Here is a 22,287-nt window from a genome sequence, read left to right as displayed (position 1 = left end):
AAGAACCGGGGGCAACCGTGTTCGGAGGTTTCTACACCGTCAAATTCCAGCTCGGTGAGGCACAGGGCCGCAGCGTGATGTATGTGCGCGACGGCAGGATGCTCGGCGGCAACTCCGCGTTTGCCCATATCGGCACCTATCAGGAGATTGGCGACGAGATCGCCATTGTGGTCGACACGGTTCGTCACAATCCCGATCCGAACTATCCGGCCATGGCGGGCACTGACGACGCGACCCTGCTGGCGCGTGGCCGGCGCGACGGCGAGCAGATCCGCTTTGAGGGGGGCCTGCGCGAATTGCCCGGTGTGCCCTTTCAGTCCGTGATGATGCCGATCAAGGAGCAGCCGCTTCCGATCGCAGGTGGCGTGGGCGAGGACTGCATCCGCAATGGGCTCTACTCCATCCACGTTCGCACGCTTGATGGCGTGGAAGGCGGCTTGACCGGGGTGATGCTGCTCAATGACGGCCGCATTCTCGGCGGTGACGCGTGCTTTTACTATCTCGGCACCTACACCTCCGAGAATGGCCGCTGGAAAGGCCAGATCCTGAACCAGGAACATACTCCGGCCACGGGCGACAATCCGATTTTCGGCGGGCACGAGGTCGGCATCGGCTTTTCCGGGCGTTGCGATGCTGACGGCGCGTCCTGGGAGGCCACGGCGCTGGTCGGCAAGCGCAGCCTGCGGCTGACGGCGGCCTTGAAGCTGATGCGCCGGCTCTGAGAGGGAAGGAATCGACGATGGCGGATGTGGTTCGGCTGCTCTCGACTCTTGCGCTGCAGGGCGCGCTCATTCGCCTGGCTGGACAATTCGAAGCCGCGACCGGCATCCGCATCGCTGCCGATTTTGCGCCGACGGTTGGGCTGTTGCCGCGCCTGCGCGGTGGCGAGGCCGCCGACCTCGTGATCCTCACGCGCGAGGGGCTCGACGAGCTCGCACAGGAGGGGCGCCTGGTCGTCGACAGCCGTACCGATCTCGCGCGCTCCTATGTCGGCCTCGCGGTCAAGGCCGGCGCGCCGCACCCGGACATCGCGACGCCCGCGGCACTGCGGGCGACGCTGCTGGCTGCGCGCTCGGTCGCCTATTCCCGCATCGGCGCCAGCGGCATCTTCTTTGCGCAGCTGATCGGCCAGCTCGGCATAGCGGCCGAGATCGATGCCAGGGCCACCATTGTCCCTGCAGGCTTCACCGCGGAGCGGCTCGTTTCGGGCGAAGCGGATATCGCGATCCAGCAGATCAGCGAACTGAAGCAGGTCAGGGGCATCGAAGTGGTCGGTTCGATCCCGCTCGAACTGCAGACGCCGGGACTGTTCTCGGCTGGCGTGATGGTGAACGCCAAGCGGCCGGTCGAGGCGGCGCGGCTGCTGTGCTACCTCGCTTCGCCGGAGGTTGCGCCCGTGCTGCGCGAGACCGGGCTCGAGCCTTGAATTTGCCCGGACGACGAAGCAATTTCGCTCCCCATGAGTAAATTGTTTTATCGGGCTGGCTTCGCCGTGATCCTCGCCGCATGCGCGCCGTCGCTGGCGCTTGCGCAGTCGGCCGATCTCGTGCTGTGCGACCGCGTTGCTGCCGACCCCACCGATCCCGACAAGCCCGCCGATATCAAGGGTGTCACCGAGATTGCGGCGTCCGACGTCGCGACTGCGATCAAGTTCTGCAAGAACGCTGCGGCGGGCTCGCGCCGTGCGATGTTCGAGCTTGGCCGCGCCTACGCCGCGAACCAGAAGACGGCGGATGCCATCGCCGCCTGGCGCAAGGCGGCGGACAAGGGCTCGACGTCTGCGATGGTCGAGCTCGGCGTGCTCTATGCCACAGGCGCCGGCGTTGGAAAGGACGAGGCGCAGGCGCGAAAACTGTTCGAGCGCGCGGCCGCAGCCGGCAATCCGCGCGGCGTCTCCAATCTCGCGGCTCTCGGCGACGGTGCCAGCACGCCGTCCGATCCGGCGCGTGCTCGCGAAATGCTGGCAAAGGCCGCCGAGACCAACGCCGAAGCGCAGTACCAGCTCGGCCTGATGCTGGCGGACGGCACCGGCGGTCCGAAGGACGAGGAGGGTGCGCGTGCCCTGTTCCAGAAGGCGGCGGCGCAGAACCATCCTGGCGCGCTCGAGCAAATGGGGGTCTTTGCGCAGGAAGGCCGTGGCGGGCCGAAGGACACGGACGCCGCCAAGGCCTATTACCAGCGCGCCGCCGACCTCGGCGACGAAAACGCCAAGGCGGCATTGAAGCGGATGCAGTGTCCGTTCGCGATTAAGGACAAGCGCGGCAACCTCGTCACCAATCTCTGTTTCTAGATCAAGGCGCCGATCGGCCTTCTCGTGCAGTGATAGGGAACCGGGCAGGCCAATCGCCGTTTGCACGATCATGCCCAAGGAGAAGGATCATGATCCGCAAACTGCGATCCGGCGAGTACCGGCTCTATTCGCGCAAGATCGATCCCAGGACCGGCAAGCGCCGTAATCTCGGGACCTTCAAATCGCGCACCGCGGCCGAGAAACACGAACGCGAAGTCCAGTATTTCAAGCGGCACTAAGGCTTCGGTTCTGATTGAATCAGAACCGAAGTTCTAGATTCTTGTTTTGAGGCGCTTTCTTCACGCGAACCGGCGTCCACTTCGCTCGACAACGCTCTGGCGGGCACTTGAACTGCCGTCCGCTTCCGTTGCCTTGATGGCGGCACTCGCGCCCGGTACGCTGCCGGGAAACTTGCGGGAGCACGCCATGAAGCAAATAAGGCTCGGCGAAGTCACAATCGACGCGGTGATCGAACGCGAAGGACCGTGGCGACGGCCGCAAGATTTCTTCCCGGCCTACAACGCAGCCATCTTCAGGCAACACCTGCAGACCATGGAACCGGAGGTGTTCGATCCGTCGCTGGGCATGATGCTCATCACCTACCAGACCTTCGTGGTGCGCACCCCGCGCCATACGATCCTGGTCGATACCTGCACCGGCGAGGACAAGGGCCATCCGCCGCCGTTCGATTTCCCCGGCAAGGAGCGCTGGCGCAAGGAGTTGTTCGCGCTCGGCATCGGCTTCGAGATGATCGACTATGTGTTCTGCACCCATCTGCATATCGACCACACTGGCTGGAACACGGTGTTACGCGACGGACGCTGGATGCCGACGTTTCCGAACGCGAAATATGTCTTTCACAAGCGCGAATATGCGGCTTGGGAGGCCGAGCACAACAAGGGCAACAATCCGCCCGGCACCGTGTTTCGCGACAATTGCCTGCCCATCGTCGAGGCCGGGCAGGCGCTTCTGGTCGACGACGACTATGCGCTCGACGACACCATCACGCTGACGCCGACACCGGGGCACTCGCCCTGCCATTGCTGTGTCAACATCGCCTCGCGGGGTCAGCGCGCGGTGGTGGCTGGCGATCTCATGCACCACCTCATCCAGTGCCGCGAGCCGGACTGGTCGGCAAAGCCGGATTGGGACCCGAAGGAGTCGGCGGCCTCGCGGCGAAAATTCTTTGCCGCGGTCGCGGACACCGATACCTTGGTCATGCCTATACATTTTCCGCGTCCGACGGTGGGCCTGATCAAGACCCTCGGCACCGGATTCGATTATCGGTTCAAACGGGAGTAGGGATGGCCGGTGTTTTGCAATTGAAAGAAAGCTGAGGCCTTGGTGTGAGTGAGGGTTCGAAAGCAGTCTCGCGGGTGGCGATCGCCGGCCTTGGAGCGATTGGCACCAGCGTCGCCAAGGCGATCGATGCCGGGATCGATGGCGTCGTCTTAAGTGCGGTCTCGTCGCAGTCGATCGGCAAGCATCGCGACTGGCTCTCGCAACTGAAATCCGCGCCCGCGACCTTGCCGATCGAACAGTTGGCCGATGTCGCCGACATCGTCATCGAATGCGCGCCGAGCGGGCTGGTCAGGTCGATCGTGGCGCCGGTGGTATCGCGCGGCAAGACCGCGATCGTGCTCTCGGCCGGCGCGCTGCTGGAAAATGACGATCTGATCGAGCTTGCGCGGAAGCATGGCGGCCAGATCGTGGTGCCGACAGGAGCGCTGATCGGGCTCGATGCCGTCACGGCGGCCGCGGTCGGGACCATTCATTCCGCGCGGATGGTCTCGCGCAAGCCGCCCCGGGGCTTTGCCGGCGCGCCTTACGTCGTCGAGAACAAAATCGACCTCGAGGCGGTCACAGCTCCGCAGAAGATCTTCGAGGGGAATGCGCGTGCGGCCGCAAAAGGCTTTCCCGCCAATATCAACGTGTCGGTGGCGCTGTCGCTTGCAGGCATCGGGGCTGACCGTACGATGGTCGAGATCTGGGCGGACCCGACGGTGACGCGCAATGTGCATCGCATCGAGGTGGATTCGGATTCCGCGCGCTTCTCGATGATGATCGAGAACATTCCATCCGAAAATCCCAAGACCGGGCGGATCACGGCGCTGTCGGTAATCGCAGCCTTGCGCAAGCTCCACGCCCCCTTGCGGGTCGGGACCTGAATCAAACGGGCGGCCGTGCGGCCACCCGTTTATTCCGGGTTTGCAGCCGCTTACGCGCCCTTTTCGCACTTCTTCATGAAACTCGTCTTGGCCGCTCCTGCGAGCGGCTTGCCGTCGGAGCCGACCGCTTTGGTCGCGCAGGCATCCGCCATGCACTTCTTCATGAACGAGGTTTTTGCAGCGCCCGCGAGCGGCTTGCCGTCCTTGCCGACCGCCTTGCTGTCGCAGGAGGCATCCTGCGCGAATGCCGAGCCGGCGGCGAATGTGGCGACGATGGCAGCCAGAACAATCTTCTTCATGTGGTGTCTCCCTAAACCAGCAGTGTGCCGATTGGAACCCCAAATTCCGGAGCGATCAAGCGGGATCGTGCGGTTCATCGATAAAATCGCCTCATATGCTGCGCGCGAGAAGCGCCTTGAAGTCGGCCCGCGCCCGCTGGGCCTCCAGCCGCGCAGCTTCCGAGACGTCGCCGATGCCGCCGAAGAAGCCGTGGATGAGGCCCAGTCCCTCGTGATGGCGCACCGCAACGCCTGCGGCCTGCAAAGCCTTTGCATAGGCCATGCCTTCGTCCCGCAGCGGATCGAACCAGGCCGTGCAGACCACGGCCGGTGCAACGCCCGCAAAACTTCTGGCGCGCAGCGGTGAGACCCGCCAATCGGCCCCGTCCTGCGGGTCCTGGATGTACTGGCCGCAGAACCACTCCATCACGGCGCGGGTCAGGAAATAGCCCTCGGCATTTTCGGTGCGGGAGGGAAAGCGCGCGTTCTCGGTTGGATCGGCAAATTGTCCGAAGACGTCGACAACCGGATAGACCAGCAATTGGCCGGCGAGCGGCAATCCGACATCACGGGCCGCAATCGCAGCGGCGGCCGCAAGATTGCCGCCTGCGCTGTCACCGGCAACAGCCAGGCGTGTCGGATCGCCACCGAACTCAGCGATCCGGCTGGCGATATCGCTCACGGCGGTGAACGCATCCCCGAAGGCGCCGGGAAAACAAACCTCGGGCGGACGGCGATAGTCAACGGATACCACGACCGCATCCGTTTCGATCGCCAAAAGGCGTGCCTGCCAGTCATGGGTTTCGAGATCACCGGCGACCCAGCCGCCGCCGTGAAAGAACACGATGGTGGGTGAGTTCACCGACTCCATCCGATAGACCCGTGCCGCGAGGGGGCCGCTGGCGCCCTTGACCTCAACATTCTGCACATTTGCGACCAGTGGCGGCGGCAGGTGCGCGCGCGAGGCTGCGACCGCGCGCAGTGCCTCGCGCGCGCTCTGTGGTGTCATGTTGTCGGGATCGCGCAAGGGAAGCGTCGGAATGACCTTGGCGATGGCGGGATCAAGGGGAACACTCATGGCAAATCCTTGGGTCTTCTTGGTTGTTCTTGCACCCACCTTAGATTTCGCAGACCAGCCCTGCAATCGACCGAATGGTCGGCATGATCAGCACTTTTGGGGTGACAGCTCCGGCATTTCGTGCATTTATTTCGCATGCGAAATAAATCCGGCCTGTCGTGTCCTCGCCTAGACCGTATCGCCTTATCTACCTTCTGAGCGTGGCGCAGCGGCGAGTGCAGCGCGCCGTGGCCGCAAGCTCGGTCGACGCGGTGCCGCCGGCCCAGGCAGGACTATTGTTTGTGCTGGGACGGCAGGACGGCGCGCTGATGGGGGAGGCGGGCGCCGCGCTTGATCTCGGGCCGGCCGGGATCAGCGGACTGGTGGACCGCATGGCGGCCGCCGGCCTGGTCGAGCGGCGCTCTGATCCGAGTGACGCGCGCGCCTCGCGCATCTTTCTTACGGCAAAGGGCCGCAAGGCACTGGTCCGCGCCAAAGACGTCGCGCACGAGACCAATGCGCGCCTGATGGACGGTTTCAGCGTGGAAGAGATCGACATCGTGGCGCGGTGGCTGACGAGCATCCAGCGTAAATTTTCCAAAGGAGACGGCGAATGACCGAGCAAGTTGAGATCAAGAAAGAGAATGGCATCCTGACGCTCACACTGAGGCGCCCCGACAAGAAGAACGCGCTGACCAACGAGATGTATGGTGCGCTTGCCGACGCCATCGAAGGCGCCGAAAACGACGCTGCCGTGCGCGTCATCCTGATCCGGGGCGAGGGCGATTCCTTCACCGCCGGCAACGATCTCGGCGAGTTCGCCGCCGTCGCCTCGGGCAAGGCGACCGGCGAGCGCCATGTCACCCGCTTCATCCATTCGCTGGGAAAGGCGACCAAGCCGTTGGTGGCGGCCGTGCAGGGGCGGGCCGTCGGCGTCGGCACCACCATGCTCCTGCATTGCGATCTCGTGGTGCTCGCGGAGAATGCGCTGCTGTCGACGCCCTTCATCAGCCTCGCGCTGGTGCCGGAAGCGGCCTCGAGCATCCTGATGCCGCTGCGCATCGGTTATGCGCGCGCTTTCGAACTGTTCGCGTTGGGCGAGCCGATTGCCGCGAACGTCGCATTTGAATGGGGGCTGGCGAACCGCGTGGTGCCGCTCGACAAGCTCAATGCGGAGGCCACCGCGCTCGCGCAGCGCCTTGCCCGGCAGCCCCTGGGATCGCTGGTTGCGACCAAGAGGCTGATGCGCAACGGCGAGATGCTGGTGAAGCAGATGCAGGCCGAAGGCGAGCATTTCGAGGCACGGCTGAAATCCGCCGAGGCACGCGAGGCCTTCCAGGCCTTCGCCGAGCGCCGTCCGCCGGACTTTGCGAAGGTCGCGTAAGTCACGCGCGTGTGAAGCGGGAATAATTCTTTCGGCACCGACCGCCCCGAACAAGATCTTTCCCGCTTTCTGCTCTGCAGCGGAAGCAACGTTGCTATTTCGCAGATGCACTTGTCGAGACGCGTGCGCCCGCAAACATGCAGTCAACCGTGTCGTTCGGGAGATTGGCCATGGGCCTGCAAGAGACAAAAATCGAATCGCTTCCTTTCGTCAAAGCCGAGCTGAACTATCTGGCGCCAGTTGCCGGCAAGCCGCGCACCTACGCCTTCGATCCGCCGCCGGGCGAGCCGAAATCGACCGCTCTGCCGGAGCCGCATGTCCTCCCGATCTTCGACGGACGCGTTGTCGCGAACAACTTCTCGCTCGACCGCCAGGGGTTTGAGCTGGTGCGGCACCCGACAGTGGTGCGCAATTTCTACGACGACGAGGAGGTGAAGCGGGTCTACTATCCCGCTGTCGAAGCCTTCCTCAAGGCGACGCTGAAAGCCGATCGCGTCCTCATTTTTGACCATACCGTGCGCAGGCGCGTGGAAGGCGCGGCCGATATTCGCGGCGCCGGACCGCGGCAGCCGGCGACGCGGGTCCACGTCGACCAGACCGCAAGCTCGGGTGCCAACCGCGTCCGCGAGCATCTGCCCGATGAAGCCGAGGAGCTCTTGAAGGGGCGTGTGCAGGTGATCAATCTGTGGCGCCCGATCCGCGGACCCTTGCGGGATTCACCGCTTGCGATGCTTGACGGGACGACGGTGAAGGACGGTGACCTCATCGCCTCCGACCTGATCTATCCGAACCGGCAGGGCGAGACCTATTCGGTGAGATTCAATCCCGGACATCGCTGGTTCTATTTCCGCGACATGACGCCGGACGAGGCGATCCTGCTCAAGTGTTACGACTCTGCAACCGACGGCCGCACCCGCTTCGGGCCGCACACGGCCTTCGTCGACCCCACTACGCCAACGGATGCGCCGCCGCGCGAAAGCATCGAGCTGCGGACGCTGGTGTTTCATAAGAGGTAGTTGCTGCGCTTTCGGTGTCGTCCCGGCCTGCGCCTATCGAAAGCCGGGACCCACACTACGGTCTGCGAGGCGTCACCGCGCGATCCATACTGTCATGCCGGGCTCGAGGCCCGCTGCATTGCTTTGCGGATCGAGCCGAAGGCGCAGCGTGTTGCGGTCGTGATCGCCGATGACCCGCTCGGCCTGCCAGGTCGCAAACACGCCGAGCGGGTGCATCTCGGTGACGACCGCCTTGATTGGGCCCGCGGCGCCGCTTCGTGTGACGTCGACGGTGCTGCCGATCGAAAGGCCGCGGAGTTCGTCCTCGCGCGCATTGAATGACAGCCATTGCTTGCCGGCTTCCTCGATCACCAGGATCGGCTGTCCGGCACGCACGTTCTCGCCGATCTCGGCCGCAATGACGCTCACAACACCATCGGCAGGCGCACGCAGGATGGTCTTGTCCAGGTGACGTTCGAGAACCGCGAGGGCTGCTTGTGCCGCCTGTACCTCGGCATCCGCGATGCTGCGTTCCTCCTTGGTCGGGCCGGCGACGGCGGCGTCGTAATTGGCCTGTGCGGCCGCCACGTCGGCGCGAGCTCCGGCTGCGTCGTTTTCGGCCTCATCCAACGCCTGCTTCGATGCGAAGTTCTGACTTGCGAGCGTCGCGGCCCTTGTCAGCTGCAGGTCCAGAAATTCGCGGCGCGCATTGGCCTTCGCGATCTCGTTCTTCAGGGATTCCACTTCTTCGTGACGCACCCCGGCATAGACATTATCGCGGTTTGCCGTCGCTGCCGCCAATGCGGCCCGCGCCTGGGCGACCTGTGCGTTCAGCTCGATCGCGGAAAGCTTGGCGACAACATCGCCGGCGTGCACATGCGCGCCTTTCTCGACCGCAATAGAGGCGAGCTGGCCGGTCACCTCGGGTTCGACGTGCACTTCGGTGGCACGGACCACACCGATCAACGACGCCGCGGCGCAGGATTCGCGTGTAAAGGAAATCAGGGCGCCCAAGACCATGACGAGGCCAACCGCAACGATGGCAATACGCTTAAGCCCGCGCATACGCCAGCCTCCGTTTCATCCTAAAAGCCGAGATGACTGCGAGCACAAAATAGATGAGCGCGAGCGTCCACAATCCAAACCAGTCGTGTGAAACTTCCCAGATATTCGCGCCGAGCTGGTTGATGCGGACGATGCCGTCGATCGCAAAGTCCGCGGGGAAGATGCGGCCGAGTGCGCTTGCTACTGGCGGAACGGCCTCGCGCGGCCACGCGAAACCCATGGTGAAGAATTGCGGAAGGCTGGTCGCGATCAGGACGAGAGTAGCGTTCTCTGGTCGCGTGAACCACGTCCCGATCGCCTGTCCCATGAAGCTGGTCGCGAGCAGGAACACCGACGCCAGCGCCAACGACTGGCCGACCGATCCGAGCGTCGAGAATCCATAGACATGCGGTAGCACGATCAGATAAAGCGCAAGTGCCGGCAGATAGATGGTAAGGTGCGCCACGCCTCGGCCCAATACGCCGGATATCATGCTCGCGCGGCCGACTTGTTGCGCTAGCGCCGTTCGCGTCAGCATTGCCGAACCGATCAGCAGCGTCTGCTGCAGGATCAGGAGGAAGGCAGCCGGCACGATGTAGCTCGCATAGCCGCCCACGGGATTGAATATCGGCTGCAACAGCACGTCGGCCGGGCTCAGGCTCGCCAGCCTGGCCTGCGCCAGACTGCCATCGGGGCGTGCGCCACGAGCGACAAGGTCGGAGGTCAAGTTCCCGATCGCTGTGGCGATGCCGCTTGCCGTCGATCTCAGGATGAAGAGGTAGGTCGCATCCGCATAGATCGGCACATGAACGATCAGCCCCTTGAGCGCGTCGCGTTCCGCGCCGGGTGGGATCTCCACGGCGGCATAGGCATCGCGACGGTCGATTGCAGCTTTGGCGTCAACTAGCGTGCGAGCGCGAACCGCGACGTTCACGGCGTTGCTCGCGTCGAGTGTATCGACGATCTGGCGGCTCAGCTCGGTCAAGTCATTGTCCACGACCGCGATCGGTATTTTGCGCAGGATCTGGCTCAGATAAGGTTGCGGATAATAGATGCCGTAGATCAAGGGCGCGAGGAATAGCAGGCTGAACGCGCTGCGCATCGACAGCACGCGTCGCCATTCGGCGGCAAAGGCGCCCCCAACCCCGCGCGGCGGGGCGATGGTCTCCGTTGCTTCGGCTGGTGCGGGCGCATCAAACCGGCGGTTGCGCTGGAGCGCGCTCATGCGGAGGAGGGCAAGCGCGGCATAGAGCAGAGCAAGCCCGGCGAGCGCGGCAAACGGGAACGCGGATTCGCTTGGCGGCAGCCCGCGCGCCGCCTGTCCCATGAGGACGGCCATATACCAGCGGATCGGCAGGATCGCGCTCCAGGTTTGGGCGAAGGCGTTCATCCCCAGCGTCGGAAAGCCAACGCCCGCATAGCCGAAGGCGGGCGAGACCACGATGCCGGCAAGCCCGAGCCCGCTCGCAAGATCAAAGGTCAGGAGCTGCAGCAGTGCGCCCAGCGACAAATGGGCGATAATCAGGAGCGACCCGGCGGCGACCATCATCGGTACAGCGCCTCTGAACGGGATCTGCAGAAATCCCTCGAGCACGAAGGGTTCCGCCAGCATGATGAAGAAGAGGATGACGAATAACGGTGCGAGTTTGCCGGTCAGCGCAACAATCGGATTGCCGCCGGCGGCTTCCAGCCACTCGCGCGCATTACGGCGGCGAAATTCGGAACCGACCGCATAGCCAGCGGCGAGTGTGATGACCACGTGGATGATCATCGGCAGCAATGCGCGCAGCAGGAATTGCGCGTAGTTCTTCTGTGGATTAACCAGCACGATGGTTTCGCTGGTCAGTTTTCCTATTCCAGCTGCCGTGGGCGCCGCGTGGCCGGCGGGCGCCGCGGCCGCGGCCGTAGCGGAGAGCGTATCGCCGAGGCCAGATGATGCGATGCCGGCAGCGGTCAAATATTGCTGGTTATAAAAGCCGACGACCTGCGGCCGGCGATTGGCTTGCAGGTCCCGTTCGAAATCGGCCGGAATGTAGATCGCTCCGATCGCCTTGCCCGAGCGGATGTCGCGCGCTGCCTCCGAGAGGTCCGTGGCGCGATCGGTAATGCCGAGGCTCGGAGATGCCGCAACATATTCGACAAGGGTGCGCGAGGCCGCTGAATGGTCCGCATCGACGATCGCGACTCCAAGCCCGCGAATGACGGGTTGACTGAATACCGTCGCGAGAACGGTGAAAGCGAACAGCGGTACACCGAAGATCAGGATCAATGCCACGCGGTCATGCAGCAGCCAACGGGCCTCGCGCTTGGCGACCCGCCAAAATCCCGGATTGGCGCCGAGCGTCATTGCCGCGACCGCCAATCGAGATAGGCACTCATGCCGGGCCGCAGCTCCGGCACTGGCTTGACCGGATAGGCACGGATCGAAAACGTCCGCAGATCGAAATCGCCGGTCGCGCGCGTGGCGCGCCAGCTCGCATACTCGCCCTTGGTCGCGATCAGTTTGACCTCGACGGTGATGCTGCGGTCCTCGAGCGCGGGAATGCGTACATCAAAGCGATCGCCGACCTTCAATGTCTTCACGAGATCCTCGCGAAGATCGAAATGGATCCAGACGTCGGATAGATCGATCAAAGTGACGAGCGGCACACCTGGCGACACATATTCGCCAGGCTCGACGTTGCGCTGATAGACCTGTGCGGCGACGGGGGCATAGATCGTCATCTGATCGACGATGGATTGAACCGTCTCGATATCGGCGTTGGCCTTGTCGACGTTGGTCTTGGCGATCTGCCGCTCTTCCTTGGTATAGCCATTCACCGCCTGGTCGTAGGCGGACTTGGCCTGGTCGACCGCTTGTTCGGCCTCATGTAAGGAATCCGTCGCCTGGTCGAGGCGGGCCTGCGGGGCGTTACCTTGCCCGGCCAAGATCTGGGTGCGGTCGAAAGTCTTTTGCGCCAGCACCCGGGCCGCCTCGGCGCGCTCGAGCGCGGCTTTCTTGGCGGCGATGACTTCGACCCGGGTGCCGACCAAGATATTCGCAAGCTGTGCCTCAGCCACGGCTTTCGCAGCCACCAGTTGCGCGTTCTTGGCGAGTGTTTCCGGATTGTCGATGCGAACGAGCACGGCGCCCTTGTCGACATTCTGGCCGCGTTCGACGGGGATGGCCTGAACCCGCCCGTCCACGCGCGCGGCAATGTCGAGCCGCGTCGCATCGACTTCACCCTGCACGAGCAGCGGTTGGGGCCGCAGAAGATAGAAAACGGAAAGCCCTGCGACGACGAGGGCAACGATGCCGACAATAATGGAAGGAATGCGTGTCGCCGATTTTTTGCTGTCTTCCGGCGTTTGCGGCCGGGTTTCGGGCCCAGTTTGAGATGCGCCGCCAGGGTCCGACATTCCATGCCTCGCTGCATTGTCGTGAACAGCAGAACGATTCTGCCACGACAGCGCACGGGCGTCCACTGTTTGACCTTCGCGCGACTGCGCGGAGAGCGCCTATCACGACATATTGCGCAAGTGCAACATCCGTGCGCCGCTCAGTGACGACCGAACGCTGCATTGCCCTGATGACAAGGCGCGCGCGTGGGAATAGCTTGTCGCCGAAATCAAGCGCACGAGAGGAATGCCATGCCAGATGCAGCAGTTGCACGCGCCTCGGAAACCAACAACCCAAGCACAACGCAACAAGTCGACGTCGCCGTGATCGGCGCCGGCTTTGCCGGCCTTTACGCTCTGCATCGGCTGCGCAAGGCAGGCTTCACGGCGGTGGGCCTCGACGAGGCCGGCGATGTCGGCGGCACCTGGTACTGGAACCGCTATCCCGGCGCGCGCTGCGACATCCAGACCATCGACTACAGCTACACCTTCGATCCGGAGCTGGAGACCGCGTGGACCTGGTCGGAAAAATACGCAACCCAGCCAGAGATCCTGCGCTATCTCGGCTTCGTCGCCGACCGCTACGACCTCAGGCGCGATATCCGCTTCCAGACCAAGGTCACCGCGGCGACATGGGACGAGGCGGCCGCGCGCTGGCTGCTGGCAACCGATAGCGGCCCGAGCGTTTCCTGCCGCTATTACATCATGGCCACAGGGTGCCTTTCCGCGCCAAAACCGCCGGAGATCGACGGCGTCAAGGACTTCAAGGGCGAGGTCTACTTCACCAGCCGCTGGCCGCATGACGGCGTCGATCTCAAGGGGAAGCGTGTCGGCGTGATCGGCACGGGTTCGTCGGGCATCCAGGCGATCCCGCTGATCGCCGAACAGGCTACGCAACTCACCGTGTTCCAGCGCACGCCGAACTTCGCCTTGCCGGCCCATAACGGGCCCGCACCTGCAGACCGCATGGCCTTGCTGCAAGGCGACCGCGCCGTGTACCGCGAGCAGGCCCGCTGGTCGATGGCGGGCGTGCCCTGGCCGCAGCAAGCGGCAGTGAGCTGGCAGCTCAGCGATGCAGAGCGCCGCGAGCGTTTTGAAACTGCATGGGGCAAGGGCGATCTGGTCTATATCCTGACCCAGCTCTGGGCCGACCAGGCTGTGGATGTCGACGGCAATACGCACGTCGCCGATCTGGTCCGCGAGAAGATCCGCAGCGTGGTCAAAGACCCCGAGACCGCGGCTGCGCTCAGTCCGCACGACCATCCATTCGGAGCCAAGCGTCCCTGCCTCGATACCAATTACTACGCGACCTATAACCGTCCCAACGTCACGCTGGTGAACCTGCGGCAGGAGCCGATCAAGGCAATCACGGCGTCCGGCATTACGACTGACAAGCGCAGCTTCGACCTAGACGTCATCGTCTTTGCCACCGGCTTCGACGCCATGACCGGCGCGATCCTTGCGGTGCACCCGATCACGGGCCGTGGCGGCAAGCGGCTCGCCGAGGCCTGGGCTAGCGGTCCGCAGACCTATCTTGGTCTCACCGTTGCCGGCTTCCCCAATCTGTTCATGATCACGGGGCCCGGCAGCCCCTCGGTGCTGTCGAACATGGCGGTGTCGATCGAGCAGCATATCGACTGGGTCGTGGATCGGCTGGCAGCGGCGCGCGAAGCCGGCTTTACGACGATGGAGGCGACCGACACGGCGCAAGCAGGCTGGGCGCGCCACATGGCCGACTGCTCGATGCTGACGCTGCATCGGCTGGCAAACACCTGGTACACGGGCGCCAACGTCCCAGGCAAAGTGCAGGGGGTGATGCCTTATACCGGCGGCGTCGGCCCCTATCGCAGTATCTGCAACGAGATCGTTGGCCGTGGCATGCTCGGCTTCAGGCTCACTGGCCCTGATGGAGCCGAACAGTGCAATGACGGCGAGATCGTGCGCCTGCAACCGGACGTGCGGCTGGTCCTCAACATGATGGCAGAGATGAACCTGCCGCCGGTCGAGACGATGGGTGCCGCGGGTGCACGCGCTTTTGTTGCCGAGTTCAACAAGGCGAGGCCTGCCGGAAGGCCGGTCGGAGAAGTGGGCGAGGGCCTGCTACAGGGCGCCGAGGGTCCCTTGCCATATCGCCTGTACCGTCCGGCGACGCCGGGGCCGCATCCCATCGTGGTCTATTTCCATGGCGGCGGCTGGGTGCTGGGCGACGAACTGTCCGACGATCCGTTCTGCCGCGACATGTGCCGGCGCACCGACATGATCGTTGTGAGTGTCGGCTATCGCCATGCGCCTGAGCACCGCTTCCCGGCCGCTCCCGAGGATGGCTATGCGGCCACGCGCTGGATCGCCGAACATGCCGCCGATCTCGGCGGAAGGCCTGGTCCGGTGCTGGTCGCGGGCTGGAGCGCGGGCGCTAATATCGCGGCGGTGACTTGCCAGCTTGCGAAAGCCCGTGGCGGTCCAGAGATCGCGGGCCAGCTTCTGGTATGCCCTGTCACCGACTGCTCGTTCGATCGCCCGTCCTACACCGAGAATGCGACCGGCTATTTCCTGACCCGCGGATTGATGTTCTGGTTCTGGGACATCTACTGCTCGCCCGCCGACCGCACCGATCCGCGAGCCTCGCCAATCCGCGGCGAACTCAACGGCCTGCCGCCGGCGTTCATTGCGACGTGCGAGTTCGATCCGCTGCGCGACGAAGGCATCGCTTACGGCGAGGCCCTGGCAAAAGCTGGCGTCCCGGTCGAGCAGCTCAAGGCCGCCGGTCAGTTCCATTCGTCCTTCACAATGGTCGATGTCGTGATCACGGGCGTCAGCGGTCGCGCACAAATGGCTGAGGCGCTCCGCGGCTTTGCCGGATTGCCCAAGCAATTTGACGAGAGCACACGAACGGGGCGGCCGGCTGCTCCGCTCGACATCAATGCGGCTGCGGGATAGGGCGCACGCATGAAGTCGTCCGTTGCGCGGCGGACGACTTCGGCTGCTTATTTTTCTTTGCAGCGACACGGATAGATTTTTTATAGCTTCCTGATCGATACATCCGTCGACGTGCCAGCGCCGTCCGCGCAGCACGGTCCGCTCTCTACTGCTGAGAAGGAGCGGCCGAGAGGCCCGACGATCGTGATCGATCTGAAATGTCTTGATACCCCCGATGGGCATTACGCCAGAATGGTGCGTGCATGGCACCTGGCGATCCTGCGCTTTGCGGTCACACGGGATAATGCCGACAGGCTCGGGGTCTTTGCCATCGCCAATGGCATGGACCGGCTTGGCGGGGATTGTGCCGAGACGACACGGTTCGGATTCTTCCGCAGGATCAGCGTCGGTCTCTGCGTCTCGATCGTGCAGAGGAGCGAAGCCGACGATACCGAGTTACGGCAATATCTTGCGCGCATCGAGGACATCAGGCTGAGGCGCACGCTGGCAGCGGCCATTGAGATTGAAGAGCCGGAGATGGTGGCCGTCAGGCGCCGTCGCAGGCCGGAAGACGATCTGTGGAAAGGATTGCCTCCACGCATCGTTGCTGGCCGTTGACGGGCACGCGTGCCGGTGCCAGGCGCGCGTGCGGCACGGTTGTCACAGCTTGATGTCGGCCTGCACCAGCACGCGGTGCTTTGTGCCAAGATGCTCCTGCAGCGCTTTCAACGCAGCAGTGCCGCAGGCCATGTCCTGCTCGCCGTTGCCGCCCGACAGGCCCACGCCGCCGACCACTTCGCCGTCGAAAACGATCGGGAAGCTGCGCGGGGCGAAGCCGCAGAAGCGCAAGAAGCTCGCCTGATCAGACGGGTTCGACGCGGAATTACCGCGTCTGGGTCTCGCCCACGCCGCCATGCGCGGCGGATTTGCGCGGAGCCTGCGCCGGAGCGCCCGCCTCCTGGCAAGGCTGCTGCCGCCACGCGCCATCCGGCCCCATTTCATAGGCATGGCAGGGCGTGGATGGGGCCGCTTCTTCAGCGGGCTTCTGGGCGTCAGAATTCCTGGCCAAAGCGGGCGTTGCGAGCGCGATGGCGCCTGCAATCGAGCCCGCGAAGATCACTGCCGCGATCCGCATCTTGAGCTCTCCTTCTGAGGTAGGCTCCATTCGCAAAATGATTTGGGCGGCTTTGGGGCGATCGGAACATCAAGCGACAGTTTGCTTAATGATCGGAAAAGTAGCCGGTCGGGCTTCATTGGCGGCTTATTCCAAAGTAGCATGCATCAGCCATGAACCATCGCATTCTCGTCTTCTACGGTTCTTACCGCTCCGACCGGATGGGCATCCGGCTCGCGCATTTCGTCGTCGAGGGTTTTCGCGCCCGCGGTGATGACGTCGGGTTCATCGATGCCAAGACGGTCGGGCTGCCGATCATCGATCGCATGTACAAGGAATATCCGAAAGGCACTGCGCCCGAAGCGCTGGAGACGCTTGCCGGCCAGATCCGCAACGCCGACGGCTTCGTCTTCATCACCGGTGAATATAATTGGGGCGTGCAGCCGGGGCTGAAAAACCTCACCGATCATTTTCTCGAAGAATGGTTCTGGCGGCCGGCCGCGATCGCAAGCTATTCGGCCGGCCGCTTCTCCGGCGCCCGTGCCGCAACCGCCTGGCACGGGACGCTCTCGGAAATGGGGATGGTGGTGGTGTCGAGCACGATTGCGGCAGGCCCGATTGCGCATACGCTGTCGGCTGAAGGCAAGCCGGTCGGCGATGGCGGCAAGGCCCTGGAACACGCTTTCCCGCGCTTTGCCGATGATTTTGGGTGGTGGGTCGAAGCTGCCAAGGCGCAGCGGGCGAAGAGGCCGCCCCCTTATTGAGGACGCTGGCCGTGAAGGCATTTCTGCCGGCCAGCCGGGTCGCGCCGTCTCGCGCTTGCGCCATTTCTTGATGAACACTTTCGGCGCCGGTGCATCGCCCCGGTGCAACCGATCGAGCGAGATCGGTTGTGTGCTCTCCTCAACGATTCTGGACTCACTCCAAGGTCTGGACCGGCGGCGCGCCCGGCGCACCTGTGTTCGCCGTGCTCGTGTTCGCAGTCGTTGCTTGCGCGGACGAAGGCGGCGCGGTGACGGGAGATGGCGCACTCATGCGGTCTCCTGCGGTTTGCTGATTCGCGCTCGCGGAAGCTCGCGCTTCCTGTGCATTTGTCTTGGTGCGCTGATGCGCGGCACGCGCTCGCCCGGAGCTCCAGGAATGTGAAATCGACGGTCCGGCGGAGTAACCGACAAGGGCGCCAGCCACCGCGCCAATTGGTCCAAATACGACGGCGCCCGACACCGCTCCGATCGCGGCATCCGTCGTGCGCTCCGCGGCAACCGCCGCTGACGAGATCAGCGACAGTCCCAGCGCGGTCATGGCAATCATCTTGTTCATCGTGGTTTTCCCTGGCTCGTCGGAGCCAACAATAGGCGAGAATGGGGCGAGAAAAGTACGACGTCGCGCGAATCGCCGGTTTAGTGGCCGAGCCGCGCGAGGCGATCGAGTGTCGCCTGGTCCCTGCCGTCGCGGTAATATTTCGCGATCGCCTCGCCAAATATCGCATTGTCGGAGACTTCGCCGAAAAGCGTCATCGACGAGCGGAACTTCATGTCGTCCGGCGCGCCCAGTATCTCGCGGATCGGCTTGCCCGTAATATCGAGCACCAGGCGTGTGCATTCGAAGAGACGCGGCCCGAGCACATCGTGCGCCAGATAGGCGAGGCCCTCAGCGCGGGAGGCGATGGCATAGCGCTGTGCCATGGCGGAAAAGCCGAGACCGGCGATCTGCGGAAAGATGAACCACATCCAGTGGCTGCGCTTGCGCCCTTGCCCGAGCTCAGCGACGACGTTGCCGTATACGGCCTCCTGGGCCTCGACAAAGCGTTGAAGATCATAGGAATCTGACATGGCGACAGCTTTCGTGGCGACAGCTTGCGGACCGGGTAAGGGGCCTTTCGAGCCCGGGACCGCCGGTATCCGGAGGGGTAGGGGCCTCTTTAAGCTCAGGGGTCGCGCAGTTGGTCTCGAATATGCCTCACTTTTGGTCCCCCATAGAATACGCTATGGTAGGATTCCCCGGCTTGGGATTTCTGACTTGGGATTTCGCACTGGAACTTGAACTTGGGGAGTTCAGTGCGTGGGGTTCGGACTAGGTTGGGCTTGGGGATTGAGACTTTGGGGACTTGATGGCTTTCGAGGTTGCGGAGGCTGACAGGCTGCTGTCGCGCGGTGGGCTAGGGCGGTCCGAGAAGGGCCTGCTCGCCCTTGCGGCCATCGCGCTAGCGCTTGGAGTCGCTGCCTGGATCACCGATGCCGGGCAGGGCGTGCCCTTTGCGTCCGCGGCGCTCCCGGGCCCGCAGGATAGCGCTCAGGACGCCCCCCAGGATGCCCAACAAGATGCCCAAGATCAGGTTTCGTTCCGCGATCGCTTCCTCGGCGCCCCTGTGCGTGCCGGACAGGCCGTCGGCACCACCTTGCAGGCGCTAGACCGCACAGCCCTGAACAACATCGAAAGCAAGATCTGGGACGCCAAGGCATTGCTCGCCCGACAGCTGATGTACGGCAATTGGCGGTCAGCCACCGTGGATGACGTCAGGTCAACGATATCAGCGGACGACACGCCGCCAGCCACTGCTTCCCAGATCGGTGTACCGCTGCCCCGGCCTCGGCCGACCTTGGCGAGCCAGGATCCAGAGACGACACAGGCCCTGCAATCGGTCGCCCAGGCCGATACTGGGTCCAAGGCGGACAGTCGGACCCTGATGGAAAAGCTCTCCGACCTCCTGCCGGGCAAGGTAAGGCTTGCCTCGCTGACGACGGACGGCGGGATGTTCCGCCAAGGGCCTGATCTCGCCGCGCTCGGCTACCAACCGCAGACCGCAGTCTACGACATCTCCGCCCACGCGGTTTACTTGCCGAACGGCCTGGTTCTCGAGGCCCATTCCGGTATGGGCAGCCTGCGGGACGATCCCGATCATGTCGACAGGCGCATGGTCGGCGCGACCCCGCCGGCCACCTACGATCTGAAGCCGCGTGAATCACTGTTCCACGGCGTCGCCGCCTTGCGTATGACACCCGCGGGCGGCGCCACGATTTTCGGTCGCGCCGGGCTGCTTGCGCATCCCTACATGCTGGGACCGCTTGGCGACTCCAACGGCTGCGTCTCGTTCAGGGACTATGAGCGCTTCCTCAAGGCGTACAGTGACGGTGAGGTCACCCGGATCGTCGTGGTGCCCAGCCTGCGGGGCGCCACCGCGACCTCGCAGCGCGCTTCGGCGCAAGCATCGCCATCATGACGCTGACCTGCGCAAGGTACGGCCTGCGCGTTGTTGTTTGATCGTGCGCGCTCCGAACCAAGCTACGCCCAAGGCCGTCTCGAAGGCGGCTCTGTCCGAGACGTTGTTGCGCACGACATTCCGTATCAGGCTGAACGGCGAGACAGTCGCAATCACGACCGTTGGTCAGGCCCATCGCTTCCTGACCGAATACTCGTCCATCGAGTGGATGGAGTTTCGCACGCTGCACGGCGAAGCCATGGAGTGCCTCGAGCGCGCCGCCGAAAACGCGATGCTGACGGTGCAGGCGACCGATGCTGTGCGCTCGCTGCTCGTCTCCACCAAGCTGTTGTGATCTCTGCCGCAGACTTGATGATTTGTTGCCATCATTTCAGCGCGTTTGCAGCCGCAAATTACAGCTTAGGGATGATCCGGAAAAGTGCGTAGCGGTTTTCCGACGAGATCATACCCAATTGGGGAAGCTAAAGTGCAATGATCATTTGACCTTTTGTCATTGCGCTCTAGTGGCACTTCGGAGGGCGAGCAGTGTCAGAGCGGGGCGGGAAGCTTGGACGCGCGTTGGGGCTCACAGCGGTGTTACTGCTCGGTGGGTGCATGCAGGCAACGCTTGCGCCGTCCTCGACGGCCAGTCTGACCCCGCGGGACCGGCAGCTGTTGGCTAATCCGCCGTATGCAAAGGCAAGCATACCCCAAGAATTTCAACGCCACATCGTGGACTACACGCGCCGGGAAGCTCCCGGCACGATCCTGGTCGATACCGATGCGCGCTTTCTCTATTACGTGCTGCCCAATGGCAAGGCGATCCGCTACGGGGTGGCTGTTGGTGAGGAGGCGATGGCCTTCTCCGGCGTTGCCACGATCGGGCGCATGTCGGAATGGCCGGACTGGGTACCGACCCAGGAGATCCAGGCGCGGCTGGGTCCTTATCCCGCGCGCGTTCGCGGCGGCCCGGCCAATCCGCTCGGTGCGCGGGCGCTTTACCTCTATGCCGACGGTAAGGACACGCTGTATCGCATCCATGGCACCAACCAGCCGGAATATATCGGCCAGGCCATCTCGTCCGGCTGCATCCGCATGACCAATGAAGACGTCATCGATCTCTTTGATCGGGCGAAGCAGGGCGCGACCGTGATCGTGCTGGCGCCGAGCCAGAACGCCTGGGCCAGTCCCACCGTGGGGCGCCGCGGCTGAAGCCGATCGCGGCGCACGCGAATTACGCACAGGCAAGCGGCGCTTTAAGCCGCAATCTTATCCCACTTTCCCACTAGCGCTCGCATAATCAGTTCGCCGGCCGATTCGGCGGGCCGCCGCGCATTCGCCAAACGGGATTTCGTAAAAGGGATATTGCCATGGCGTTTTTCAAGCGAGACCTCAGTCCGGTCCAGCGGTTCGAGGCGGCGCTCAAGACCAAGCAGGCCGAGCGCTCAAAGCTCGCCGACCGCTTGAGCCTCGCCGAATCCGTGCTCGGCGAAAAGCGTGCCGTGGCTGAGCGGCTTGCAGTGGCCGGTGCCAGCAACGCCAAGCTCGAACGCGCGGATGCGACGCTGCGCACGGTGGAGGACCGCGCCAAGACCTTGCGCGCGGCGCTGGCCGAACTCGACGCACAGATCGCCTCGAACGAGCGCGCGCTATCCGAGGCGCGGGCGCAGCGCGAGCGCGAAACGCGTGCCGACCAGATCGAGCAGCTTGCTGCGGCGATCGAGCAGGCCTTACCCAGATTCGCTGGAGGCGCCGCCGCCCTCGTCGAAGTTGTCGCAGGGAGCGCGGTGACGATCGCGGAAGCCGCGGGCTTTTCGGCGAGCGTAGACGCGGTGCGGCGCGAGGTGCTCTCGGCTGCGGACCTCGTCTGCTGGGAGCTGCGGGCGCTTGCGGTGCGCACGCGCGTGGGCAACGTCAACGTTCCGCTATTGGCGCCGCCGGTCGCCGCGCAGCCGCGGCCGCCCGAGATCGAGCGCCAATCGATCTATACGCTGAACGCGCTGTTGTGGCGGGAAGGCGGTGTCGTGCGCAAGGCGCCGGCCTTTGCGCTGGTCGAATTGCCCAAGACCTTGTTGCCGGTCGCGCTGCGCTATCAGCACGTCGATCATCTCAACGCCCGCCGCGTGCAGACTTTGATGCATGTTCACGGTTCCGATGCGCTTGAGAAGAGCGGTGAGCCCGACGAGGCGCAATGTGTCGACCTTGACGCGCTCGCTGCGGACGAGCAGTCGAGTACGCGCGCTGATGTGGCCTGACGCGCTGCTGATCGGGGCCAAAAACGAATAAGCCAGCCATCGTCAAATGGCCGGCTCGGCAAGCGCAACAAACTCAAACCGAAGCACACCACCGGGGAGGCTAGGGGCCATGCCTCACTGATGCAGCCCACTAAACCTTCGCCCGGCGTGCCGTCCGCGGATTTGGCCGCTCTGCGGTGGTCCGAACGTCTACCGCCGCATTAAGCGGC

25 protein-coding genes are annotated in these 22,287 nt (G+C 63.9%); 16 read left to right on the top strand and 9 right to left on the bottom strand.

What is annotated here, in order from left to right; all coding sequences use genetic code 11:
• Positions 1-17 precede the first annotated feature (17 nt).
• From A3AI_RS0109465 to A3AI_RS0109440, 6 genes are all read left to right on the top strand, one after another.
• The gene (locus A3AI_RS0109465) at positions 18-722 is read left to right on the top strand and encodes a GrlR family regulatory protein (protein ID WP_024515353.1); all 705 of its coding nucleotides are present in this window, start codon (positions 18-20) and stop codon (positions 720-722) included.
• Between the two features lie 17 nt (positions 723-739).
• On the top strand, positions 740-1,426 hold the full coding sequence (locus A3AI_RS0109460) for a substrate-binding domain-containing protein (RefSeq protein WP_024515352.1): 687 nt from the start codon (positions 740-742) through the stop codon (positions 1,424-1,426).
• A gap of 33 nt (positions 1,427-1,459) precedes the next feature.
• Positions 1,460-2,290, top strand: coding sequence for a tetratricopeptide repeat protein (locus tag A3AI_RS0109455; protein ID WP_024515351.1), 831 nt, complete (start codon positions 1,460-1,462; stop codon positions 2,288-2,290).
• Between the two features lie 89 nt (positions 2,291-2,379).
• The gene (locus A3AI_RS47340; protein WP_156927700.1) at positions 2,380-2,529 is read left to right on the top strand and encodes a hypothetical protein; all 150 of its coding nucleotides are present in this window, start codon (positions 2,380-2,382) and stop codon (positions 2,527-2,529) included.
• A gap of 187 nt (positions 2,530-2,716) precedes the next feature.
• Positions 2,717-3,592 carry an MBL fold metallo-hydrolase gene (locus A3AI_RS0109445; RefSeq protein WP_024515350.1) on the top strand — a complete coding sequence of 292 codons (876 nt, stop codon included), beginning with the start codon at positions 2,717-2,719 and terminating at the stop codon, positions 3,590-3,592.
• A 44-nt stretch (positions 3,593-3,636) separates the two neighbouring features.
• Positions 3,637-4,458: an aspartate dehydrogenase gene (locus tag A3AI_RS0109440; RefSeq protein WP_024515349.1), complete on the top strand. Its 822-nt coding sequence runs from the start codon at positions 3,637-3,639 to the stop codon at positions 4,456-4,458.
• Positions 4,459-4,508: 50 nt separating this feature from the next.
• Here A3AI_RS0109440 and A3AI_RS0109435 read toward each other — a convergent pair whose 3' ends face one another.
• Together A3AI_RS0109435 and A3AI_RS0109430 are read right to left on the bottom strand one after the other, a co-directional pair.
• Positions 4,509-4,757: a hypothetical protein gene (locus A3AI_RS0109435; RefSeq protein ID WP_024515348.1), complete on the bottom strand. Its 249-nt coding sequence runs from the start codon at positions 4,755-4,757 to the stop codon at positions 4,509-4,511.
• Between the two features lie 91 nt (positions 4,758-4,848).
• A complete protein-coding gene (locus A3AI_RS0109430) occupies positions 4,849-5,814 on the bottom strand; it encodes an alpha/beta hydrolase (RefSeq protein ID WP_024515347.1) in 966 nt (321 codons plus the stop codon).
• A gap of 215 nt (positions 5,815-6,029) precedes the next feature.
• Here A3AI_RS0109430 and A3AI_RS0109425 point away from each other — a divergent pair, with 215 nt between their 5' ends.
• The 3 genes from A3AI_RS0109425 to A3AI_RS0109415 all read left to right on the top strand — a co-directional run bounded on the left by A3AI_RS0109425 (position 6,030) and on the right by A3AI_RS0109415 (position 8,193).
• The gene (locus A3AI_RS0109425) at positions 6,030-6,410 is read left to right on the top strand and encodes a MarR family winged helix-turn-helix transcriptional regulator (protein ID WP_502685740.1); all 381 of its coding nucleotides are present in this window, start codon (positions 6,030-6,032) and stop codon (positions 6,408-6,410) included.
• Positions 6,407-7,177: an enoyl-CoA hydratase gene (locus tag A3AI_RS0109420; protein ID WP_024515345.1), complete on the top strand. Its 771-nt coding sequence runs from the start codon at positions 6,407-6,409 to the stop codon at positions 7,175-7,177. The genes A3AI_RS0109425 and A3AI_RS0109420 overlap by 4 nt, the downstream gene beginning before the upstream one ends.
• Before the next feature lie 170 nt (positions 7,178-7,347).
• Positions 7,348-8,193, top strand: coding sequence for a CmcJ/NvfI family oxidoreductase (locus A3AI_RS0109415; protein ID WP_024515344.1), 846 nt, complete (start codon positions 7,348-7,350; stop codon positions 8,191-8,193).
• Positions 8,194-8,265: 72 nt separating this feature from the next.
• Here the strand turns inward: A3AI_RS0109415 and A3AI_RS0109410 are convergent, their stop codons facing one another.
• Genes A3AI_RS0109410 through A3AI_RS0109400 form a run of 3 tightly spaced genes read right to left on the bottom strand, consistent with a single transcriptional unit; the run spans position 8,266 to position 12,615 of the window.
• Positions 8,266-9,237, bottom strand: a complete 972-nt coding sequence (locus A3AI_RS0109410; protein ID WP_024515343.1) for an HlyD family secretion protein — start codon at positions 9,235-9,237, stop codon at positions 8,266-8,268.
• Positions 9,224-11,563 carry an ABC transporter permease gene (locus A3AI_RS0109405; protein WP_024515342.1) on the bottom strand — a complete coding sequence of 780 codons (2,340 nt, stop codon included), beginning with the start codon at positions 11,561-11,563 and terminating at the stop codon, positions 9,224-9,226. Before A3AI_RS0109405 ends, A3AI_RS0109410 begins: the two co-directional genes overlap by 14 nt.
• Positions 11,560-12,615 carry an HlyD family secretion protein gene (locus A3AI_RS0109400; protein WP_024515341.1) on the bottom strand — a complete coding sequence of 352 codons (1,056 nt, stop codon included), beginning with the start codon at positions 12,613-12,615 and terminating at the stop codon, positions 11,560-11,562. Before A3AI_RS0109400 ends, A3AI_RS0109405 begins: the two co-directional genes overlap by 4 nt.
• Positions 12,616-12,846: 231 nt before the next feature.
• Here A3AI_RS0109400 and A3AI_RS0109395 point away from each other — a divergent pair, with 231 nt between their 5' ends.
• Both A3AI_RS0109395 and A3AI_RS0109390 read left to right on the top strand, forming a co-directional pair.
• A complete protein-coding gene (locus tag A3AI_RS0109395) occupies positions 12,847-15,531 on the top strand; it encodes a flavin-containing monooxygenase (RefSeq protein WP_024515340.1) in 2,685 nt (894 codons plus the stop codon).
• Between the two features lie 183 nt (positions 15,532-15,714).
• Positions 15,715-16,128, top strand: coding sequence for a hypothetical protein (locus A3AI_RS0109390; RefSeq protein WP_156927699.1), 414 nt, complete (start codon positions 15,715-15,717; stop codon positions 16,126-16,128).
• 42 nt (positions 16,129-16,170) lie between these two features.
• Here A3AI_RS0109390 and A3AI_RS48720 read toward each other — a convergent pair whose 3' ends face one another.
• Entirely contained in the window at positions 16,171-16,359 is a 189-nt protein-coding gene (locus tag A3AI_RS48720; RefSeq protein WP_063615455.1) for a heme-binding protein, read from the bottom strand.
• 34 nt (positions 16,360-16,393) lie between these two features.
• Entirely contained in the window at positions 16,394-16,645 is a 252-nt protein-coding gene (locus A3AI_RS0109380; RefSeq protein WP_024515337.1) for a hypothetical protein, read from the bottom strand.
• A gap of 152 nt (positions 16,646-16,797) precedes the next feature.
• On the opposite strand from A3AI_RS0109380, the gene A3AI_RS0109375 reads away from it, so the two are divergent.
• Positions 16,798-17,388, top strand: coding sequence for an NADPH-dependent FMN reductase (locus tag A3AI_RS0109375; RefSeq protein WP_024515336.1), 591 nt, complete (start codon positions 16,798-16,800; stop codon positions 17,386-17,388).
• Between the two features lie 154 nt (positions 17,389-17,542).
• On the opposite strand, the gene A3AI_RS0109370 is transcribed toward A3AI_RS0109375, so the two are convergent.
• Both A3AI_RS0109370 and A3AI_RS0109365 read right to left on the bottom strand, forming a co-directional pair.
• Positions 17,543-17,944 carry a hypothetical protein gene (locus A3AI_RS0109370; protein WP_024515335.1) on the bottom strand — a complete coding sequence of 134 codons (402 nt, stop codon included), beginning with the start codon at positions 17,942-17,944 and terminating at the stop codon, positions 17,543-17,545.
• A gap of 80 nt (positions 17,945-18,024) precedes the next feature.
• Positions 18,025-18,456, bottom strand: coding sequence for a DUF1810 domain-containing protein (locus tag A3AI_RS0109365; protein WP_024515334.1), 432 nt, complete (start codon positions 18,454-18,456; stop codon positions 18,025-18,027).
• A 278-nt stretch (positions 18,457-18,734) separates the two neighbouring features.
• Between A3AI_RS0109365 and A3AI_RS0109360 the strand changes: the two genes are divergently transcribed.
• The 4 genes from A3AI_RS0109360 (at position 18,735) to A3AI_RS0109345 (ending at position 22,078) form a co-directional block, all read left to right on the top strand.
• Positions 18,735-19,844 (top strand): DUF2778 domain-containing protein, encoded by a 1,110-nt coding sequence (locus A3AI_RS0109360; RefSeq protein WP_024515333.1) that lies wholly within the window; start codon positions 18,735-18,737, stop codon positions 19,842-19,844.
• Positions 19,845-19,950: 106 nt separating this feature from the next.
• Positions 19,951-20,178 carry a hypothetical protein gene (locus A3AI_RS0109355; protein ID WP_245286861.1) on the top strand — a complete coding sequence of 76 codons (228 nt, stop codon included), beginning with the start codon at positions 19,951-19,953 and terminating at the stop codon, positions 20,176-20,178.
• 260 nt (positions 20,179-20,438) lie between these two features.
• Positions 20,439-21,035 (top strand): L,D-transpeptidase, encoded by a 597-nt coding sequence (locus A3AI_RS0109350; RefSeq protein WP_051382337.1) that lies wholly within the window; start codon positions 20,439-20,441, stop codon positions 21,033-21,035.
• 158 nt (positions 21,036-21,193) lie between these two features.
• Positions 21,194-22,078, top strand: coding sequence for a hypothetical protein (locus A3AI_RS0109345; RefSeq protein WP_024515330.1), 885 nt, complete (start codon positions 21,194-21,196; stop codon positions 22,076-22,078).
• The last annotated feature ends 209 nt before the right edge of the window (positions 22,079-22,287 follow it).

It is taken from the genome of Bradyrhizobium sp. Tv2a-2, assembly GCF_000472425.1.
Lineage (GTDB): Bacteria > Pseudomonadota > Alphaproteobacteria > Rhizobiales > Xanthobacteraceae > Bradyrhizobium.
Note: the sequence above shows the minus strand (reverse complement) of the source record. Positions and strands in the feature narration are given on the sequence as shown.

Bases quoted from the DNA above. Each gene is read 5' to 3' on its own strand.
- A3AI_RS0109460 (WP_024515352.1), top strand. From the start codon at position 740: ATGGCGGATGTGGTTCGGCTGCTCTCGACTCTTGCGCTGCAGGGCGCG.
- A3AI_RS0109455 (WP_024515351.1), top strand. From the start codon at position 1,460: ATGAGTAAATTGTTTTATCGGGCTGGCTTCGCCGTGATCCTCGCCGCA.
- A3AI_RS47340 (WP_156927700.1), top strand. From the start codon at position 2,380: ATGATCCGCAAACTGCGATCCGGCGAGTACCGGCTCTATTCGCGCAAG.
- A3AI_RS0109445 (WP_024515350.1), top strand. From the start codon at position 2,717: ATGAAGCAAATAAGGCTCGGCGAAGTCACAATCGACGCGGTGATCGAA.
- A3AI_RS0109435 (WP_024515348.1), bottom strand. From the start codon at position 4,757: ATGAAGAAGATTGTTCTGGCTGCCATCGTCGCCACATTCGCCGCCGGC.
- A3AI_RS0109430 (WP_024515347.1), bottom strand. From the start codon at position 5,814: ATGAGTGTTCCCCTTGATCCCGCCATCGCCAAGGTCATTCCGACGCTT.
- A3AI_RS0109420 (WP_024515345.1), top strand. From the start codon at position 6,407: ATGACCGAGCAAGTTGAGATCAAGAAAGAGAATGGCATCCTGACGCTC.
- A3AI_RS0109415 (WP_024515344.1), top strand. From the start codon at position 7,348: ATGGGCCTGCAAGAGACAAAAATCGAATCGCTTCCTTTCGTCAAAGCC.
- A3AI_RS0109410 (WP_024515343.1), bottom strand. From the start codon at position 9,237: ATGCGCGGGCTTAAGCGTATTGCCATCGTTGCGGTTGGCCTCGTCATG.
- A3AI_RS0109405 (WP_024515342.1), bottom strand. From the start codon at position 11,563: ATGACGCTCGGCGCCAATCCGGGATTTTGGCGGGTCGCCAAGCGCGAG.
- A3AI_RS0109400 (WP_024515341.1), bottom strand. From the start codon at position 12,615: ATGTCGGACCCTGGCGGCGCATCTCAAACTGGGCCCGAAACCCGGCCG.
- A3AI_RS0109395 (WP_024515340.1), top strand. From the start codon at position 12,847: ATGCCAGATGCAGCAGTTGCACGCGCCTCGGAAACCAACAACCCAAGC.
- A3AI_RS0109380 (WP_024515337.1), bottom strand. From the start codon at position 16,645: ATGCGGATCGCGGCAGTGATCTTCGCGGGCTCGATTGCAGGCGCCATC.
- A3AI_RS0109375 (WP_024515336.1), top strand. From the start codon at position 16,798: ATGAACCATCGCATTCTCGTCTTCTACGGTTCTTACCGCTCCGACCGG.
- A3AI_RS0109370 (WP_024515335.1), bottom strand. From the start codon at position 17,944: ATGAACAAGATGATTGCCATGACCGCGCTGGGACTGTCGCTGATCTCG.
- A3AI_RS0109365 (WP_024515334.1), bottom strand. From the start codon at position 18,456: ATGTCAGATTCCTATGATCTTCAACGCTTTGTCGAGGCCCAGGAGGCC.
- A3AI_RS0109360 (WP_024515333.1), top strand. From the start codon at position 18,735: ATGGCTTTCGAGGTTGCGGAGGCTGACAGGCTGCTGTCGCGCGGTGGG.
- A3AI_RS0109350 (WP_051382337.1), top strand. From the start codon at position 20,439: ATGCAGGCAACGCTTGCGCCGTCCTCGACGGCCAGTCTGACCCCGCGG.
- A3AI_RS0109345 (WP_024515330.1), top strand. From the start codon at position 21,194: ATGGCGTTTTTCAAGCGAGACCTCAGTCCGGTCCAGCGGTTCGAGGCG.